Genomic DNA, 16,466 nt, shown 5'->3' with positions numbered 1-16,466 from the left:
GTTCGTAGCGGTTAGTTTTTCAGGCTCAATTCCGGATTCAGTTTGCGGCTCAGTTCCTGAACGGCCAGTCCCAGGCGGGGGCTAAAACCGGTCAGCAGCTGGCCGTCCATCTCGATCACCCGGCGGTTTCGACCGGCGTTGGTCTGGGCAACGCCCTGTATTTTCAGCAGACCGTCGATGCCGCCCAGGCTTTCCAGACCGCTCGTAAACAAGAGAATAACATCCGGATTGCCAATGACCAAGGCTTCGGGGGTCAGGGGTTTGAAACTATCGAAATCGTTGAACGCGTTCTGGGCACCCGCCAGTTGGACAATTTTCTCAATGGGCGTGTTCCGGCCCGACACCATCATCGTTCCGGTGCCCCGGGCGTAAATGAACAGGACTTTCGGGCTTTTACCCGGTTTTTTCACTTTCGCCAGATCCGCATCCAGTTTGCGCGTCAGGGCCGTGGCTTTGGCCGAAGCGCCGAACGATTTTGCGACCTCCGTGATTAATTTTTTAGTGCCGGCCACGCTGGATTCCTGGTCGAACACCAGGGTTTTCACGCCCGCGCTTTTGAACTGTTGCAGAATTTCGGGTTTAATGTCCATACTTCCGTTGGAGCGAACCGCGACCACCACCGTGGGGCGCAGCGCCAGCACCGCTTCGGCGCCAATATTCCGGTTGTGGCCCACTTTCGGAACTTTCGCCATGGCTTCCGGGTAGGTGCTGGTTACATCCACGCCAACAATCTGATTTTGCAGCCCCAGATCGCACAGAATCTCCGTCAGGGTACCGTTCAGTGCTACAATGCGTTCGGCTTTTCCCTGCGCAAAGGCCGCCAGATTCCCGGCAATCAGGATAAAGACCAGTAAATAAATTCGCTTCGCCATGTCAACTTGTCTCGGTAATTCGACACAAATTAATTAGACTATTTCTAAATAAACAACACATCCCGCCGATTATTTTCTGAAGCCGGACGGAAATGGGTGTAAAAAAACAAAAGCCGCCCATTGCTGAGCGGCTTTCGCACGTTATGCTAACGTAAACCTTATCTTGCTGAATCAGCTGACATGCTGTCCGTAGCCATAGTCGTGTCAGACATCATCGTTGATGAGTCAGATGACATCGTTGATTCCGATGAAGTTGTATCTTCAGCTTTTTTAGACTGGCAAGCAGCTGCCAAAGAAACCATCGTTGCAACGAACAATACAGATTTTACAATACGTTTCATGAGAGTAGTCAGTTTATGTTAATTAGATCTCACCCTTAATACCGGAAGGACCGTTAGGTAACCCATCTTTTTTCGAAAAATTTAAAAATTATTTTTGGGTTACATTTGACCCGGAATCGTATTAAGTAGGCAAGGAACCAATGACAAACCCGAACCGTTTGCATTTATCTGACGACCAGTTGCTTGCGGGCCTGGCCAACGGTTCGGACGCGGTACTGGAAGAACTGTACCGGCGGTATTTTCCGATGGTGCTGCACCTGATTCTGAACAACAGCGGCACGGAAGATGACGCCAAAGATATTTATCAGGAAACCCTGATTGTGCTGTACGAAAAAGTAACGGCGGACTCGCTGGAACTGAACTGCCAGCTAAAAACGTACTTGTATTCGGTCAGTCGGCGGCTCTGGCTCAAGCAGTTGTCGCTGCGCAGCCGCAACGGTGCGCTGCTGCGGGATCCGGAAGAGGTGGCCGATGTTGAGGAGGATCTGGCCGGGCACGAAATCCGCGACCGCCAGTTCGAACTGATGGCCGATTCGCTCGAGCGACTGGGCGAACCCTGCCGGACCTTGCTGGAGGATTTTTACATCCGCCACCTGTCGATGCAGGACATTACCGAAAAGTTTGGCTATACGAACGCCGATAACGCCAAAACGCAGAAGTACAAATGCCTGATGCGGCTCAAACGGCTGTTCTTTTCCGTGTTTAAAGAAGAGTAATATGATCAACCACCAGCAATTCACCGATTGGACGGACAAATGGCTTCGCGACGAGCTGACCGAAACCGAGCGGCTGGAGTTTGAAGCACTCCGCCGGTCAGACCCGGTTCTGGCCCAGCGCGCCCGCGAACAGCAGCAGCTGGCGCAGGCGATGCAGCACTACGGCCAGCGTACGGATTTCCGCAAGCGTCTGAACCGGATTCACGCGAATCTGGACCTGGATGCGATGCGGGAAGAAGCGGAGAACGAATCGAACGGGCGGCCGCTCCACCGGAACCCCGGAACGATCCGGCAGTTGTGGCAGACCTACCGCCCCATTCTGGCGGTGGCGGCTTCGGTGGCGCTGATCACCACCTTCGGAACGCTGATGCTGATTCGTCAGTACCAGTCGAGCCACAAGCAGCAGGAACAATACAGCATGATGCGCCGGGATCTGCAAGCCATCCGGCGGTCGCAGAACGCCATTTTGCAGGACCTCAACGCCCGCGAACGGGCGCTCCAGATCAACCCCGGCCAGGTAGCGGGCTCCGGTTTTCTCCTGTCGCCGAACGGCTATCTGGTGACGAACACGCACATCATTCAGGATGCCGATTCGGTCTACATCCAGAGCACGAAAGGCGATATTTACAAAGCCAAGGTGGTTTATGCCGATCGCAAATACGATCTGGCGATTTTGCAGGTTCACGAAGACAGTGCGTTTCGGGTGAAAACCGCCCTCCCCTACGGTTTTGAAGCCGGTCCGTCGGATCTGGGCGAGCGCGTGTTCACCCTTGGTTTTCCGCGCGAGGAAATTGTGTACGGCGAAGGCTATCTCAGTTCAAAAACCGGGTATCGGGGCGACTCAACGGCGTATCAGGTGGCCATCAGCGTCAACCCCGGGAACTCGGGCGGGCCGCTGCTCGACGAAAAAGGCAACGTGATTGGTATCATCAGCGGCAAACAAACCTCCACGGAAGGCGCTACGTTCGCCATCAAAACGGATTACCTGTTCCGGGCCATATCGGCCATCCCGACGGATTCGCTCAAAAACAATTCGATCCGGATGAGTCGTAAAAACGGCCTTGCCAAACTCGCGCGCAAAGATCAGATCAAGAAGATTCAGGAGAGCGTGTACATCGTCAAGGTGTTCAAGCACGAAAAATAGCGTTCTTACGCGATCACCAAACGCCATCGACAGCCCCGGTTTTACGAAGCTGTCGATGGCGTTTTTCGTTTCGGTCCATCAGTTTTCGCGTCCGATGGTGGCCTGAACGTTGCCGTCGAAGGTGTTGCTGGCCGGAGCGTCTTCGTTGAGGCTTGACCCGTAGCCCACCCAGATGCCGTAGCCGCCACTGCCGCTGATGCGGGTGTTCTGAATGGTCAGCGTGGCGTTTTCCCCGTACAGCGCCAGGTTGGCCCGGTGGCCGGAGATGATCGCCTGGCTGCCCGCATTTTTGATTTCGGCGTATTCGATGCGGTTTTGGTTGCTGGCCGAGTGGCTCAGAATACCCCGCCAGTAAGCCGCCGTGGTTCCGGCCCCGGTGAACGTCACCTTTTGGCTGGCGGTCCCTTTCGCCAGCAGGTAGGCGTCTTCGTTGATGATAATCGATTCATCCCGCGCGATTTCGATTGTTACGCCCGGATTCAGTTTCCAGCCCGTGCGCACGGCTACCGTCTTCAGCAGGCGATACGGCGTTTTGTCGGCAAAACCGCCCCACACAATCTCGTCTTTCGATACGTTGTCGCCAATGTAATCGGTGTTGATCTCTACGACGTTCCGGCCGTTGCCGCTGCTGAAAACCGAGGCTGCATCCAGCTTCGCCACATTTTCAGTCGAAAGCAGAATCCCCGCTTCGGTGTTGTTGCTGAAGGTGTTCGTCGAGAATTCCCGCAAAACCGCCCCGCTGTAGACGTACAGACCGTAGCCATCGTTTTGGGCCAACAGGGTATTTTTCAGGGCAATCTGGCTGTCTCTGAACAGGGCCATTCCCAGCTTTTTGTTGTCGAGCAGGGGGCGGCTCCCCGCGTGCAGAATTTCGACCTGCTCGAACGCGTTGGCGTTGCTTCCCGAGTTGAGCATGATCCCGGCCCAGTAGCCTTTGGTTTGTCCGACGCCGATGAACCGGATCTTTTTCTCGGCGGTTCCCTTCGCCACCAGAACGCTGCCATCGCTGACGATAAAGGTCACATCGCGCTCAAAAGCAATCACCACCCCCGGATTGATGGTCAGTTCGTGCCGCACCTCGATGTCTTTCGGAACAATGTAATCGGGCAGATTCGGATTGAGAATGCGGTCTTCCAGCACGGTTTTAACCGTAATATCCTTGTTGAGCGTGAGGGGCTGGGCTACCGAGGCCGATACCAGGACTTTATCGACACTCGTTCCGGTCCCGTCGGAAACCGTCAAGCTCAGTTCGTATTCGCCGACTTCGTCGGGGGTGAAGGTCGGGCGGGCGGTGGTCGGAGCCGTCAGCGCCACCACGCTTTTGGCCGGTTTGGCGGTCAGCGTCCACTGGTAGGTCAGCGGTTTTCCCGAACCGTCACCCGACGCGCTCCCGTCCAGCGTCACCAGTTGGCCCACCTGCACCGGCTGGTCGGGACCGGCGTTGGCCACCAGGGATTCGGTCGGTTCCACGACGACTTTTTTACAGCCCGTTACCAGCAGAACTGCCACCAGCAAGAAAAAGAAGAATTTCACCGACCGGGCTACTCCGTTCAAAAAGGCGGTTTTTCGGGCGGTTTCCCCAGGCAAGGCGGGCAATTGATTCCGTGATTTCATTTGTTTTTGTGTTTACAGATGGTTGTTTGCAGGTACTTCCTGCGGTTTATTGTCTGCAAAATTCGGCGGAAAAGCCCGCTGCTGCCTACGCAAACCGGATTAGAACCTACTCCAAACGGATTATGGCAAAAAACCGCCTTTACAATTCAGCTTCCCAATTTGCCAGTTGACGACCGGCTTCTCCCAGTTGAGTCGCAAGCCCGTTCGCGCCTTCGGACCCTGCCCTTATTTTCGTCCTATTCAACCGGTATTCTTCGGGGGTTTTACCAACACTACACACGGCCATGGCAGCAAGTACGGTTTTACAGGCAGCAGATTTGTTTGATGCAGAAGTGATTGTTTCATCACAGGCCGCAGCTTCGCCACCGGCGGAAGCCGCCCCGGCCGGTTTTCTCCGTTTTCGCCATCCGAATGCCGGTTTGATCAAAGCCCGTCACACCGACTTGACGCACATGCAGGTGATTGAGATGCAGTGGGACCTCGACCGCGATATTGAGCTGCACGACGCCAGTTCGTCCGATTCGATCAGCATCAATTTCATGCTCGGCGGAGCCATCGACTCCCGGTTTCGCGGATTGGGCCACGACCTGAACATGCGACCCCAGACGCACAACCTGATTCATACGCCCGACGCCGGACACATCAACCAGCTAAAAGGCGGGCAGTCGGTGTCGACGCTGCTGATTAGTTTGAGCAAGGATTTTTTTGCTGCTTCCCTGGGTCAGACCGACGGCTGGAGCGAGCGGATTCTGGCGGATGTTGCCGCCGAACGGCCCTTTTCCGGCGTCAAAGGGGTTCAGACCATTACGCCCGCCATGCAGTGCCTGATCAACGATATTCAGAACAACCGGTCGTCGGGGCCGATGCGCAACCTGCTGCTTCAATCGCGGGTGCTGGAGCTGCTCGCCCTGGAAATCGAACAGTTTCAAACGCCAGCCGGCCCCTCCGACACCATGCCGTCCGACGAAGTGGAAAAACTGCACCACCTGAAGGCGTACCTCAACAGCCATTTTCTGGCCGACCACTCGCTCGCCCAACTGAGCCGCTACTGCCTGCTCAATGAATTCAAGGTCAAAAAGGGCTTCAAGCAGCTGTTCGATACCACGGTTTTCAATTACCTGCGGAAGTTACGGATGGAATACGCCGGGCAACTGCTGCGCAACAGCGCCCTCTCGGTTGATGAGGTGGCCGACCGCCTGAACTACGAACATTCGCAGCATTTTTCCATCGCCTTTAAAAAATACACCGGCATTTCGCCGTCCCAGTATCAGCACGGAAAACCACGGTTTCGGGTCACCGATTCCCGCCCGGTTTATGCGTAACGATTCCATTCGTTACGTCCAGGCTGTAAGGCTCTGGCCGTCCATTCCGACGGCGTAAACCCGGTTTTTTGCCTCCTGAACAACAACAACTGACGCATGAAACCATCGACGGCCAGCCTTAGTTTCGGCTGCTCGGTCAGGCGGTGCGGGGCCGGGGCAGCGGCCTGGCCGTCGGAGGAATGGTCAACACCGTGGGCGACATTCACCGGTTTTACCCGGCGCTTTTCAACGGGAAAATCATTTCGCAACCCCTGCTGGCCGCCCTGCAAAAACAGCAGCTGGCGAATTGCAACAGCATCGACTGCACCTACGGTTTGGGCTAAAAATCTAGGAGGTTGGCAAGCAGACCGGTTTGGGACCCAATGGCGCGCTCATCGGCACCGAAGCCAATGCGCTGTATTTTCCGGCAACCCAAACGACGGTGGTACTCTACAAAAATCGGGGTGGAGGATCGGACAAATCCTTTCTGGAAAAAATCGTTCCGTAAATAGCGGGCCCCGCGGCCCAAACCGGGGCGGTTTCTCATAAAAAAGAGATGGGCGGTAAACCACTGCCCATCTCTTCAATTGTCAAACAATACGTTAACTTTTTATTCCGGAACGAACTCGTCGTCTCTCGCAAAGACCGTCGTTGACAGCCTGTCTACAAAACTCTTTTTTGGACGGGCAGGTTCCGCTTAGCCAATTTTCACCGAGGTCATCGTCAATGAACCCGCCACGGCCCGGTCGTTGAAAAACGAAACCGGATCGTTAGCGCCTTTCAGGCCAAGGTTGTACAGTAACGGCAGGTAGTGTTCCGGCGTCGGAATGGCCAGCTGAGCGTCCCGGCCCAGGCTGCTGTATTGAATCAGCGGTTTAAAATCACCGGTGCTGATCAAATTCTTGAAGGTATCGTTGAGCGCAATCGCCCAGTCGTAGCCATAATTCGGCACATCCATTTTGTCCCAGGCCACCATTCGCAGGTTATGCACCATGTTTCCGCTGCCGATGATCAGCACACCTTTCCGCCGAAGTTCATACAGCTCTCTGGCCAGATCGAAATGATACTGCGGCCCTTTGGTGTAATCGATGCTCAGCTGCAAAACCGGGATGTTGGCATCCGGATACATGTGCCGAACCACCGTCCAGGTGCCGTGGTCGAGGCCCCAATCGTGCGCCAGTTCGACCGGAGCCGAGTGCAGCAAAGCCGCCGTTTCCCGCGCCAGAACCGGGTTGCCGGGCGCCGGATACTGCACCTCGAACAACGCCCGGGGAAAACCGCCGAAGTCGTGGATGGTTTCCGGAAAGTCCATCGCCGTAATTTTGGTGCCTTTCGTAAACCAGTGCGCCGAAACCACCAGCACCGCCGTCGGTGTCGGAATTTCCTGCGCCATCGCGGTCCAGCGCCGGCTGAACTCGTTGTCCTGAATGCCATTCATGGGCGAACCGTGGCCGACAAACAAAACCGGCATCAGCGTTTCCTGACGGTCCAGGCCGTCCGTAAATTTCTTGAAAGCGGGTAAATTATTCATACGCAGCAAAGCTGTTACAGGGTCCTGACAAACGGATTGCGTTCCAGGTCGGTCTAGGACCGAGCTTTTCGCAATCCTTATTTAATGTATCAACATCAAATGTATCGACATTAGTTCCTCAGGTACCTATCCGGTTTTTCGGCCAGCCGGCGTTCGTGGTGAATGGCAATGCTGTAGCCGCGGTAGTGGCCCGCAATGCCGTTTCCGGCGTCGGCGGGTTTAAAGCTGACGATGATTTTATCTTTGTAAAAAATCTGACGCTCCGTCAATTCGGCCCCGGCGACGGTTTCGGCCGGTTTAAAGCCCATTGCCATCAGCTCGTCCCGCAAAGCCGTTTGCCGCGCTTTCGACGGTTGCTGAAAATTCAACAGGCCCAGTTGCGCATTGCTGATGTACTGGATCAGGGTCGTCGTTTGGGTCAGGTCGCCGAGGTGCGGAAACGGTTCGTACGCGTAGATGCAGGCCGGATTGGCCACGCTCTCGGAGCGGCTTTTCAGGAAAAACCCCTTCCGAAACAGGCAGGAATCGACCTGGGCGGTTTTCAGGCCGGTCATGTCGAGCAGTTCCCGCATGGTAACCCGCTGGGCAAAAACCGGGCTGCTCAACACCAAAATAGAGATCAGGAAGCGACAGAAGCGGTTCATGGGCAAGCTTGTTTAGTTGACAGACAAGCAAACAAGCGGCCAAAGATTCGCCCGGACGGAGCCAGCGCGGCCCGGGCCGGGCGAATCCATTAGTGGGCTTTCGAGAAGCGGGCGCCGAACAGGAAAATCACGGCGTAGCAAATGATGGGCAGGTAATAGGCGGCAGCCACATCGTATTCGGCTACGGCCCCCATTGCAAACGGAAAAAGCGCCCCTCCGCACACCCCCATCGAAATAAAGGAAGCGGCCTGCTGCGTGTGCGGCCCCAGGTTTTTGAGTCCCAGACTGAAAATGGTCGGGAACATGATGCTGAAAAAGAAATTCAGCATCAGCAGGGCGATGAACGACGGCCAGCCGAAATTCTGGGCGACGATGAGACACATCACGATGTTGCTGGCGGCAAAAATGGCCAGCAGCGAATTGGGGGCAATAAACCGCATCAGGAACGTTCCGACGAAACGCCCGGCGAGCATCAGCGCCATGAACAGCACCATGTAATTCCCGGCCACGGCGTCGGTGAAACCCATTTTTTCGTGGCCGTAGTTAATAAAAAAGGCCCAGGTGCCACCCTGCGCGGCCACGTTGAAAAACTGGGCAATAACCGCCCAGACAAAGTGCTTGTGCTGAAAAAGGCTCTTACCCGGTTCGCTGTCGACGTTTACGGCCGCCGGATCGGTAGTGGACGTTGCGTGCGGATCGGTCAGTGCGGGAACGTTCACGAACGAGAACAGCAGGGCAATACCGGCAATGACGCTCCCAATCACGATGTAGAGCATCTTGACCGAGGTCAGATCCGTGCTGCCTTCGACATTGGTACGCAAGAGAAAAAAGGAACCGATGGCGGGGCCCATAATTGCCCCCAGCGCGTTGAAAGCCTGGGCAAAATTGATGCGCTGGTCGCTGGTCCGCTGGTCGCCCAGGGAAGCCACAAACGGGTGCGCCACGGTTTCGAGCGTCGAAAGACCGCACCCCAGAATGAACAGGGCCAGCCCGAAATAGGTAAACGAAGCCGCATTGGCCGCCGGTACGAACAGAAAGGCGCCGGTGGCAAACAAGCCCAACCCCAGCAGCACCCCATTTTTATAGCCAAACCGCTTCATGAACAAACCGGCCGGAATCCCCATCACAAAATAGGCCCCGAAAATGGCAAACTGCACGAAGGCCGATTGCGTTTTGGTCAGGCTCAGCACGTGCTGAAAATGTTTGTTGAGCACATCGCCCATCGTGATGGCAATGCCCCAGAACATAAAGAGGGAGGTGACGAATACCAGCGTGACGAGGTATTTCTTGTCGGTAAAAGCCGCTGGCTTTCGGGTACTTACACTTGATTGCATGGGTAAGGAGTTAGTTTAAGCGATCCGCTATCAGTTGAAACGAACTGAAATGCCGGGACAATGTAACGCTTAATTTTAATTTGGTAAACTCCCCACAAAAAAAGCCGGTCCGGCAGGCACGCTTCCCCGGCGCTCCGTTCGGTCGGGCTACCGGATTGAATCGGTGCGGGCCGCCGGCTCCGACGCGGGGACCCGAAAGCGGTTTTTCCGGCACCGCCGGGGCAAAACACCGGCTGCTTTCGCTGGAAAATGTGCGGTTTCGTCCTTACCTTGAGCCTTTATTTGGCGTAACACCCACCGACGATGGAAGGAAGTCAGTTGGATTTATACCTGAGCCTGGGGTATTTCCGGATGCACCAAAGGCTGTTTACGTGCCGGTTTCTGGTGCATGGCGATACGGTTTTTCCCGTTCACTGGCTGCGGTTTAACCTGCCGGAGGTCAGCTTTGGCAGCAAACAACGCGCGCTGCTCCGGCGCAACGAAGGCTTTTTGACCACGGTGAAGCGCTTTGCGCTGACCGACGAAATCGAAGCGCTCTACGCCCTGTACAAAAGCGCCGTCGATTTCGAAGCGCCCGAATCGGTTGATTTCTGGCTGAACAATGAGTCCACCTACAATGTCTTCAACACGTATTCGATTGAAGTGCGGCACGAAAACCGCCTGATTGCCGTCGGCATTTTCGATAAAGGCGGCAACAGCATTGCCGGCATCATGAATTTTTACCACCCGGAGTACCGCAAACACAGCCTGGGGAAATACCTGATGCTGCAGAAAATCAAGTACGGACGCCACCAGCAGAAGCTGTATTACTACCCCGGCTACCTCGTCAGCAATTACCCCAAATTTGATTACAAGCTGTTTCCCTGCGAAGCCGCCACCGAAGTTTTCGACGATACCAGCGGCCAATGGCTTCCTTTTTCCTGGGAAACCGTGCAGGCCCTGGCCGCCGACATTCTGGACGAATCGTAGCGCAATCCGGCGGTTTTCGCAAAAACCGGGTGTTACACCCGCCAGCGGTTTTGCTCGTAGGCATCGTTCCAGAAATACCACTCCAGCCGACTCGCCACCCGGAACGCTTCCTGCATCTGCGCCCGTTCGGCGTTGCCGGCCTGGTCGGCCAGGCGGTCGGTGATTTCCAGCATTTGCCGGACCGACTCGTCGAACGCCGTTCCGGCGTAGGTGTTGATCCAGGAGCGGTAGGGATTGGCCAGAATTGCCCGCTGGTAGATGTGTTTGCCGACTTCCCGGTAAATCCAGAAGCAGGGCAGGACGGCCGCAGCGCCCACCGCCACGGATTGCAGCGAGGTGGTCGCCAGCAGGTAATTCGTGTAGGCAAAACAGGCCGGCATTTTTGCGGTTTCCGGCTCAATTTCATACAGCGCAAAGTACGTCTCGTGCAAGGCCTGCTCAACCAGGAGGGCGTTCTGGGCAAACTGCGTAAACCGCAACAGATCGTCGGTCCGGGCCGCGCGGGCTGCCAGCTGGCTGAGCGCCCGGCTGAAATCCGCCAGATACAGCGCATCCTGCTGAATGTAATACTGAAACGTCGGCGTCGGCAGGCTCCCCGCCGTCAGTTTTTTCACAAAACCGTGTTGTAAAATGGCCTCATAAACCGGAAGAATGTCCTGCCAGAGCTGGTCGGTAAATTGCATGTGTGTTATCCCCAGAACGTGTAAAAATGATGAACAGGCCCGTGCCCCTGCCCTAGCCGGTACTCGGCACCCGCCCGGAGCGCCCGCGTTAGGTACGATTTAGCGGCCGAAACGGATTCTTCCACCGGCAATCCGTTGGCCAGACCGGCGGCAATGGCCGACGAAAGCGTGCAGCCCGTTCCGTGCGAATTGGCCGTTGCGATCCGGCTGGTCGAAAACCAGTGTTGCTCCCCCGTCGTCCGGTACAGCAGATCGCTGCTTTCGTCCGTTGTCAGATGGCCGCCTTTCACCAGAACCGCATCCGGCCCGAACCCGGCCAGATCGACGGCAGCCTGGGGCATTTCGTCCCGGTTTTCGACGGTTCGGCCCAGCAACACGCTGGTTTCGGGCAGATTGGGCGTAATGACCGACGCCAGCGGCAGCAAATGCGTTTTGAGCGCATCGACGGCTTCGTCCTGCAACAGTTTGTCGCCACTTTTCGCCACCATCACCGGATCGAGGACAATGTTGGTGACGCCAAACTCCGTCAGCGTCCGAGCCACCTGCACGATCACCTCCGGCGAATGCAGCATCCCGATTTTGACGGCATCGGTGCCGATATCGCCCAAAACCGCCTTGAGTTGTTCGGCAACAAAGGCGGCCGGAACGGGCAGGATTCCGGTCACGGCGCGGGTGTTCTGGGCCGTCAGCGCCGTCAGAACCGACATTCCGTAACAGCCCAGCGCGGCAAAGGTTTTAAGGTCAGCCTGGATTCCGGCCCCACCCCCGCTGTCGGAACCGGCGATGGTGAGCGCACGTGCGTACGTTTTCATTGAGTGAATGAGCGATTGAGTGATTGTGTGAGTTATAGTTGAGCGAATTGCGATTGAGTGATTGGTCGGGGAGCGAACAAAAAATCACTCAATCGCTCCATCGCAACTCACTCAATCGAATGAGTTCCCGCGTGGCTTCGTAGGGCGACGACTGGCCGCAGATGGCCGACACCACGGCCGCGCCCGTCACGCCGGTTTGCAGCACCGCCCGAATGTTGTGGGCGTTGATGCCGCCGATGGCGAAGGTCGGCAAGGTGGTCCGGCGGCAAATTTCCCGCAGCCCTTCCAGTCCGAGCAGGCTGGACGTGTCGTCTTTGGTGCCCGTCGGAAAAACGGCCGCAATGCCGAGGTAATCGACGGCGGTTCCGGCTGCGGTTTGCAGTTCGGCGAGGTTGTTCACCGAAAGTCCGATGAGTTTGTCCGGGCCGATCAGGTGGCGAACCAGCCGGGGCGGCATATCGTCCTGCCCCACGTGCACCCCGTCGGCGTCGATGGCCAGCGCCACATCGACCCGGTCGTTGACAATCAGCCGGGCTCCGTAGGCCTGCGTGATTTGCTTCAAGGCGGTCCCCAGTTCCACAAAAGCCCGGGTCGATGCGGTTTTTTCCCGCACCTGCACCCACCGCACCCCGGCCCGGCAGGCTTCTTCGACAAGGTACGGCACCGTATGACCGGCCTGACCATTGATGCCGGCATCGGTCACTAAATACAACTCGTTCATGATCAGGCGGTTTTCAGGCGGTTTTGAACGTCCAATTCGGTCAATTGATACAAGGCGTCCAGGAAATTGACCTGCAAGCTACCGGGAGCCGCCCGCTGCTCAACGGCCCGTTCCCCCGCAATGCCCATCACCGCCATCGCGTGCGTGGCAGCCTGAAAGTAGTCGGAATTGACGGCGGCAAAAGCGCCGGTCAAAGCCGTTGCGGTGCAGCCCATACCCGTCACTTTGGTCATCAGCGGGTGCCCGTTGGCAATGGTGGCGGTTTGGTCGTCGCGGATAATGTAGTCGGTGGCTCCGCTGATGATAACGACACAGTTCCAGACGCGGCTCAACCGCCGGGCGGCCTCGACGGCGGCATCGGACCCAACCGTACTATCGACGCCTTTGGTTTGCGCATCCAGCCCCGCCAGCGCCCTGATTTCCGACGCATTGCCGCGAATGATGTCGGGCGTCGCCAGCGTCAGCAGGTTCCAGCTGACGCCGTTCCGGTACGCGGTGGCCCCCACGCCCACCGGATCAAAAACCACCGGTTTTCCCAGGTCTTTCGCCCGGCGCATCGCCAGTTTCATGCCGGCCACAAAGGTGGCATCCAGCGTGCCGATGTTGATTACCAGCGCGCTGGCGATGGAAACAAAATCTTCGACTTCTTCGGGCGCGTGCACCATGGCGGGCGATGCGCCGAGCGCCAGCAGCGCATTGGCCGTGGTGTTCATGACCACAAAATTGGTGATGTTGTGAATGAGCGGAGCCTGAGCGCGAATCGTTTCGACGTCGGTCCAGATGGTTTGCGGAGTTGGGAGCATGTTGCTGTCAATGCGTTCGGTACACAGCAACTTCAGGAGAGCGGAGGGCGTCTCGGTAACTTTTCCCTACGGCAGCATGAACTGCATCAGGTGGTAAGGGTATGCTCTCAGTCAGCCCGGTTTTCGGTCGCTGACACCCCTAAAGTTGCCCGGCAAAGGTAACGGATTTCTGCGGTACGGTTATGCTATTTTTTGAAAAACCACGATGCCGTTGTGGCCGCCGAAGCCGAAGGTGTTGCTCATGACGGTCTTTACGTTCTTCGCCCGGGCCTCCTTCAAAACAATGTTCAGACTTTCCGGAATGGCCGGGTCGCGCTGCGTCGTGTTGATGGTCGGCGGAATCACGTTATCGCGCATGGCCAGCATACTGATCACGGCTTCGATGGCCCCGGCCCCGCCCATCAGGTGCCCCGTAATCGATTTGGTGGCGCTGATGTGCAGGTTTATTTTCCGGTTCCCGGTCAGGTGGGCCACGGCTTTCATTTCCGACAAATCTCCCACAGGAGTCGAGGTGGCGTGGGCGTTCAGGTAATCCAGGTCTTCGATGGTGATGCGGGCTTCCTGCAGGGCGAGTTGCATGGCCCGGGTGGCTCCGATTCCGTCCGGGTGCGTGGCCGTAATGTGGTAGGCATCACCCGTCATGGCCGCGCCCACCATCTCCCCATAGATCGTCGCGCCCCGCCGAACGGCGTGTTCGTATTCTTCCAGAATGAGGGCTCCGGCGCCTTCGGCCATCACAAAACCGTCGCGATCCAGGTCGAACGGCCGCGATGCGGTTTGGGGACCTCCGTTTTGCGTCGACATGGCTTTCATCGAACAGTAACCCCCAAACGACGAGGGCGTGATGGCCGCATCGCAACCGCCACTGACTATGATTTTGGCCTTGCCCAGCCGGATGTAATTAAAGGCGTCCATCAAGGCCGAATTGGAACTGGCGCAGGCCGAAACCGGGCTGTAGTTGATGCCCATAAAACCGTGCCGGATCGAGATCATGCCCGAGGCCAGGTTCAGCAGCACCTTGGGCACCAGAAACGGACTGAAACGCGGCTGTCCGTCGCCCCGCGCATACGCCGTGGTTTGCTCTTCCAGCGTTTCGGTGCCGCCCTGCCCCGATGCCCAGATGACGCCCACATCGAACGGGTCCATTTGGCCCAGATCAAAACCGGAATCCCGGATGGCCTGCTCGGCGGCAATGAGCGCAAACTGCGAAAACCGGTCGGTCCGCTTTACGTCGGCCCGGCTGAGGTACTGGGTCGGGTCAAAATTGGCAATTTCGGCGGCAAACTGCGTCCGGAACAAGGACGCATCGAAGCGGGTGATGGGCGCAAAAGCCGATCGGCCGTTGATAACATTGTCCCAAAACGTCGGAATATCGTGACCCAGTGAGGTAAACGCCCCTAATCCCGTAATAACAACCCGGTGTAACATGACTGCTGGTTAAATGAGTCCGCAAAGTAAGCAACTTCGGTGCGTGGGTACAAAAAAGCGGCTGACCCATTTCCGGAAATGGGTCAGCCGCGATCGGTCTATTCAAAAATAACCTACTTATCCCACCAGAGCGGAGTGGATAAAACCACTTCGGTCGGCACATTAGCACCGTTTTTAGAGGTTTCGCCGTTTGGATACGCGGCCCGGCGGATGTAGGTCGGCAAAGCCGCATTCAACGGCAGGCGGAATCCTTTGTACTTGTAATCGTACCGGCGGGCGTCGTTCCAGGCTTCCGGGTTCAGGTAGGTAGCCACGAATTTCTCCTTGAAAATCAGGTCGAGGGTCAGAGCCGCCGACCCGACCGCAACAACCGGATTGGCCAGGTAGGCATCGCGGGCAGCCGCAGCCACGCCGTACTTATCCATGTTGGCCCGGATCCCGGCCAGATAGGCCGTATAGGCGCGGGCCTTGTCGCCCGCCCGAAAAGCCGCTTCGGCTTCCACGAACCGCAGTTCGGCATGGGTTACAATCAGCAGCGGGGCCGCATCACCGGTCAGGGGCGAGTTCAGCGAAATGTACACTTCGTCCTTCACGGTGTTGTTACCGCCCACATTGCCCTGCCCGTTGCGGGTGCCTTTGTAGTCGTTGTTGACGGTTTTGTCCGTAATTTTTTCGACCCGCGGGTCCACAACACCGTAGGTCGTTCCGTTCAGGTGGTTGGCAAACTGATCGGAAATCCAGCCATCGAGCACCAGAGCCGCGTTGTTGCGGGCGATGGTTGCCCACGGATTCCGCAGCAGAAACGAAGCCATCTGCGCGTCGTCGGCATTGGTCGTATACGATTTGGAAACCGCATCCAGCACGTCGGCCGGTTTGTAGGACGCCTGCTTCGAGACCTTGTTCAACATCCGGGCTTTCAGCGCGTTGGCGGTTTTGATCCAGGCGGCCACACTGCCCTTGTGAATCAGGTCGTTAGCGGCAGCGTCGGCCAGTTTCAGCTTAGAGTCGGTTTTCGCCAGCTCGACCAGGCCCTCGTTCAGCAGGGTCAGGGCGGTTGTGTACAGGGCGTCTTCGGCATCGTATCTGGGCGTCAGGGTGGTTCCGGTGAAGGCATCGGAGAACGGCGCCCCGCCAAACACGTCGGCAATCAGGTTGAGGTGGTACGACAGCATGATGTTGGTCACGCCAACGTAATCGGAAGCCCCCTGCTCCTGGGCTTTTTTCTTGAGGTCATACAGATCGGCCATTCCGTAATAAACCGCATCCCAGGTCGTGGTATAATCCGTAATCTGGTAGGTATCGGTGGAGCCGCCGGTGCCGGGGCTAGCCAGGTACTGCACAAAATACGAGGTAAAACCGGCCACGCGCTGCGAATTCAGGGCGGTTTTCTGCGTGGTAGTCGACAGCAGCGACGCCAGGGGCGGATTGGCAATCAGGTTCGGATTGTCGTTCAGTTCGAAATAGTCCTTACACCCGCCCAGGCCCACCAGCAGCAGGGTCAGAACCGGAACCATAATTTTATAGGTGAATTTCATGATCTTCAGCAAATTGAG

At 56.9% G+C, this 16,466-nt stretch carries 18 protein-coding genes and 1 riboswitch; of the genes, 6 read left to right on the top strand and 12 right to left on the bottom strand.

Annotated features, from left to right (window positions below; genetic code table 11):
• Positions 1–11: 11 nt before the first annotated feature.
• The gene (locus ACYVHX_RS05865; protein WP_460670693.1) at positions 12–872 is read right to left on the bottom strand and encodes a heme/hemin ABC transporter substrate-binding protein; all 861 of its coding nucleotides are present in this window, start codon (positions 870–872) and stop codon (positions 12–14) included.
• Between the two features lie 158 nt (positions 873–1,030).
• Positions 1,031–1,213, bottom strand: coding sequence for a hypothetical protein (locus ACYVHX_RS05860; protein ID WP_460670692.1), 183 nt, complete (start codon positions 1,211–1,213; stop codon positions 1,031–1,033).
• 140 nt (positions 1,214–1,353) lie between these two features.
• On the opposite strand from ACYVHX_RS05860, the gene ACYVHX_RS05855 reads away from it, so the two are divergent.
• Both ACYVHX_RS05855 and ACYVHX_RS05850 read left to right on the top strand, forming a co-directional pair.
• Positions 1,354–1,929, top strand: a complete 576-nt coding sequence (locus ACYVHX_RS05855) for an RNA polymerase sigma factor (protein ID WP_460670691.1) — start codon at positions 1,354–1,356, stop codon at positions 1,927–1,929.
• Between the two features lies 1 nt (position 1,930).
• Positions 1,931–3,073, top strand: a complete 1,143-nt coding sequence (locus ACYVHX_RS05850; protein WP_460670690.1) for a trypsin-like peptidase domain-containing protein — start codon at positions 1,931–1,933, stop codon at positions 3,071–3,073.
• Positions 3,074–3,151: 78 nt separating this feature from the next.
• Here ACYVHX_RS05850 and ACYVHX_RS05845 read toward each other — a convergent pair whose 3' ends face one another.
• Positions 3,152–4,687: a PKD domain-containing protein gene (locus ACYVHX_RS05845; RefSeq protein WP_460670689.1), complete on the bottom strand. Its 1,536-nt coding sequence runs from the start codon at positions 4,685–4,687 to the stop codon at positions 3,152–3,154.
• A gap of 284 nt (positions 4,688–4,971) precedes the next feature.
• On the opposite strand from ACYVHX_RS05845, the gene ACYVHX_RS05840 reads away from it, so the two are divergent.
• The 3 genes from ACYVHX_RS05840 (at position 4,972) to ACYVHX_RS05830 (ending at position 6,496) form a co-directional block, all read left to right on the top strand.
• Positions 4,972–6,009, top strand: coding sequence for a helix-turn-helix transcriptional regulator (locus ACYVHX_RS05840; protein ID WP_460670688.1), 1,038 nt, complete (start codon positions 4,972–4,974; stop codon positions 6,007–6,009).
• Positions 6,010–6,188: 179 nt separating this feature from the next.
• Complete coding sequence (locus ACYVHX_RS05835; RefSeq protein ID WP_460670687.1) at positions 6,189–6,332, top strand: hypothetical protein; 144 nt, start codon at positions 6,189–6,191, stop codon at positions 6,330–6,332.
• A 29-nt stretch (positions 6,333–6,361) separates the two neighbouring features.
• Positions 6,362–6,496, top strand: coding sequence for a hypothetical protein (locus ACYVHX_RS05830; protein ID WP_460670686.1), 135 nt, complete (start codon positions 6,362–6,364; stop codon positions 6,494–6,496).
• Positions 6,497–6,685: 189 nt separating this feature from the next.
• Here the strand turns inward: ACYVHX_RS05830 and ygiD are convergent, their stop codons facing one another.
• The 3 genes from ygiD to ACYVHX_RS05815 all read right to left on the bottom strand — a co-directional run bounded on the left by ygiD (position 6,686) and on the right by ACYVHX_RS05815 (position 9,497).
• Positions 6,686–7,519, bottom strand: a complete 834-nt coding sequence (gene ygiD / locus ACYVHX_RS05825; RefSeq protein ID WP_460670685.1) for a 4,5-DOPA-extradiol-dioxygenase — start codon at positions 7,517–7,519, stop codon at positions 6,686–6,688.
• Positions 7,520–7,629: 110 nt separating this feature from the next.
• The gene (locus tag ACYVHX_RS05820) at positions 7,630–8,163 is read right to left on the bottom strand and encodes a hypothetical protein (RefSeq protein ID WP_460670684.1); all 534 of its coding nucleotides are present in this window, start codon (positions 8,161–8,163) and stop codon (positions 7,630–7,632) included.
• Between the two features lie 89 nt (positions 8,164–8,252).
• Complete coding sequence (locus tag ACYVHX_RS05815) at positions 8,253–9,497, bottom strand: sugar MFS transporter (RefSeq protein ID WP_460670683.1); 1,245 nt, start codon at positions 9,495–9,497, stop codon at positions 8,253–8,255.
• A 303-nt stretch (positions 9,498–9,800) separates the two neighbouring features.
• Between ACYVHX_RS05815 and ACYVHX_RS05810 the strand changes: the two genes are divergently transcribed.
• The gene (locus ACYVHX_RS05810; protein ID WP_460670682.1) at positions 9,801–10,466 is read left to right on the top strand and encodes an arginine-tRNA-protein transferase; all 666 of its coding nucleotides are present in this window, start codon (positions 9,801–9,803) and stop codon (positions 10,464–10,466) included.
• Positions 10,467–10,498: 32 nt separating this feature from the next.
• Here the strand turns inward: ACYVHX_RS05810 and tenA are convergent, their stop codons facing one another.
• The 6 genes from tenA to ACYVHX_RS05780 all read right to left on the bottom strand — a co-directional run bounded on the left by tenA (position 10,499) and on the right by ACYVHX_RS05780 (position 16,448).
• Positions 10,499–11,149: a thiaminase II gene (tenA, locus tag ACYVHX_RS05805; RefSeq protein ID WP_460670681.1), complete on the bottom strand. Its 651-nt coding sequence runs from the start codon at positions 11,147–11,149 to the stop codon at positions 10,499–10,501.
• A gap of 5 nt (positions 11,150–11,154) precedes the next feature.
• The gene (thiD, locus tag ACYVHX_RS05800; protein ID WP_460670680.1) at positions 11,155–11,961 is read right to left on the bottom strand and encodes a bifunctional hydroxymethylpyrimidine kinase/phosphomethylpyrimidine kinase; all 807 of its coding nucleotides are present in this window, start codon (positions 11,959–11,961) and stop codon (positions 11,155–11,157) included.
• Between the two features lie 88 nt (positions 11,962–12,049).
• On the bottom strand, positions 12,050–12,682 hold the full coding sequence (thiE, locus tag ACYVHX_RS05795; protein WP_460670679.1) for a thiamine phosphate synthase: 633 nt from the start codon (positions 12,680–12,682) through the stop codon (positions 12,050–12,052).
• 2 nt (positions 12,683–12,684) lie between these two features.
• Positions 12,685–13,485, bottom strand: coding sequence for a hydroxyethylthiazole kinase (gene thiM / locus ACYVHX_RS05790; protein WP_460670823.1), 801 nt, complete (start codon positions 13,483–13,485; stop codon positions 12,685–12,687).
• Between the two features lie 46 nt (positions 13,486–13,531).
• Positions 13,532–13,636: riboswitch (TPP riboswitch) on the bottom strand.
• A 29-nt stretch (positions 13,637–13,665) separates the two neighbouring features.
• Entirely contained in the window at positions 13,666–14,913 is a 1,248-nt protein-coding gene (gene fabF / locus ACYVHX_RS05785) for a beta-ketoacyl-ACP synthase II (protein ID WP_460670678.1), read from the bottom strand.
• Positions 14,914–15,026: 113 nt separating this feature from the next.
• A complete protein-coding gene (locus ACYVHX_RS05780) occupies positions 15,027–16,448 on the bottom strand; it encodes a SusD/RagB family nutrient-binding outer membrane lipoprotein (protein WP_460670677.1) in 1,422 nt (473 codons plus the stop codon).
• Positions 16,449–16,466: the final 18 nt, after the last annotated feature.

The sequence above is a fragment of the Larkinella ripae genome, from assembly GCF_054780775.1.
This window is presented reverse-complemented; position numbering and strand designations above follow the sequence as displayed.